The sequence below is a fragment of the Brevibacterium salitolerans genome, assembly GCF_039531405.1.
Lineage (GTDB): Bacteria > Actinomycetota > Actinomycetes > Actinomycetales > Brevibacteriaceae > Brevibacterium > Brevibacterium salitolerans.
In genome coordinates, this window is the sequence record NZ_BAAAPZ010000022.1 from 1 (window position 1) to 1,300 (window position 1,300).

Genomic DNA, 1,300 nt, shown 5'->3' on the forward strand with positions numbered 1-1,300 from the left:
ACCCCAGGGGGCAGGACCATGATGTGCTTTACGTGATGCTCCTTAGAAAGGAGGTGATCCAGCCGCACCTTCCGGTACGGCTACCTTGTTACGACTTAGTCCCAATCACCAGTCCCACCTTCGACGGCTCCCCCCACAAGGGTTGGGCCACCGGCTTCGGGTGTTACCGACTTTCGTGACTTGACGGGCGGTGTGTACAAGGCCCGGGAACGTATTCACCGCAGCGTTGCTGATCTGCGATTACTAGCGACTCCGACTTCACGTAGTCGAGTTGCAGACTACGATCCGAACTGAGACCGGCTTTCTGGGATTCGCTCCACCTCACGGTATCGCCACCCTTTGTACCGACCATTGTAGCATGCGTGAAGCCCAAGACATAAAGGGCATGATGATTTGACGTCATCCCCACCTTCCTCCGAGTTGACCCCGGCAGTCTCCTATGAGTTCCCACCATCACGTGCTGGCAACATAGAACGAGGGTTGCGCTCGTTGCGGGACTTAACCCAACATCTCACGACACGAGCTGACGACAACCATGCACCACCTGTACACCAGCTCAAAAGAGCTGAACCATCTCTGGCACATTCCGGTGTATGTCAAGCCTTGGTAAGGTTCTTCGCGTTGCATCGAATTAATCCGCATGCTCCGCCGCTTGTGCGGGCCCCCGTCAATTCCTTTGAGTTTTAGCCTTGCGGCCGTACTCCCCAGGCGGGGCACTTAATGCGTTAGCTGCGGCACGGAACTCGTGGAATGAGCCCCACACCTAGTGCCCAACGTTTACGGCATGGACTACCAGGGTATCTAATCCTGTTCGCTCCCCATGCTTTCGCTCCTCAGCGTCAGTAACAGCCCAGAGTCCCGCCTTCGCCACCGGTGTTCCTCCTGATATCTGCGCATTTCACCGCTACACCAGGAATTCCAGACTCCCCTACTGCACTCTAGTTACGCCCGTACCCGCTGCACGCGCAAGGTTGAGCCTTGCGTTTCCACAGCAGACGCGACGAACCGCCTACGAGCTCTTTACGCCCAATAATTCCGGACAACGCTTGTACCCTACGTATTACCGCGGCTGCTGGCACGTAGTTAGCCGGTACTTCTTCTGCAGGTACCGTCACCCCAAAAGGGGCTTCTTCCCTGCTGAAAGAGGTTTACAACCCGAAGGCCGTCATCCCTCACGCGGCGTCGCTGCATCAGGGTTTCCCCCATTGTGCAATATTCCCCACTGCTGCCTCCCGTAGGAGTCTGGGCCGTGTCTCAGTCCCAGTGTGGCCGGTCGCCCTCTCAGGCCGGCTACCCGTCG

The 1,300-nt window shown here is 57.5% G+C and carries 1 rRNA gene; it reads right to left on the reverse strand.

The annotated features are described in order from the left end of the window. Positions 1 to 46 precede the first annotated feature (46 nt). Positions 47 to 1,300: ribosomal RNA gene (locus ABD240_RS17040) — 16S ribosomal RNA — on the reverse strand; the annotation flags it as partial.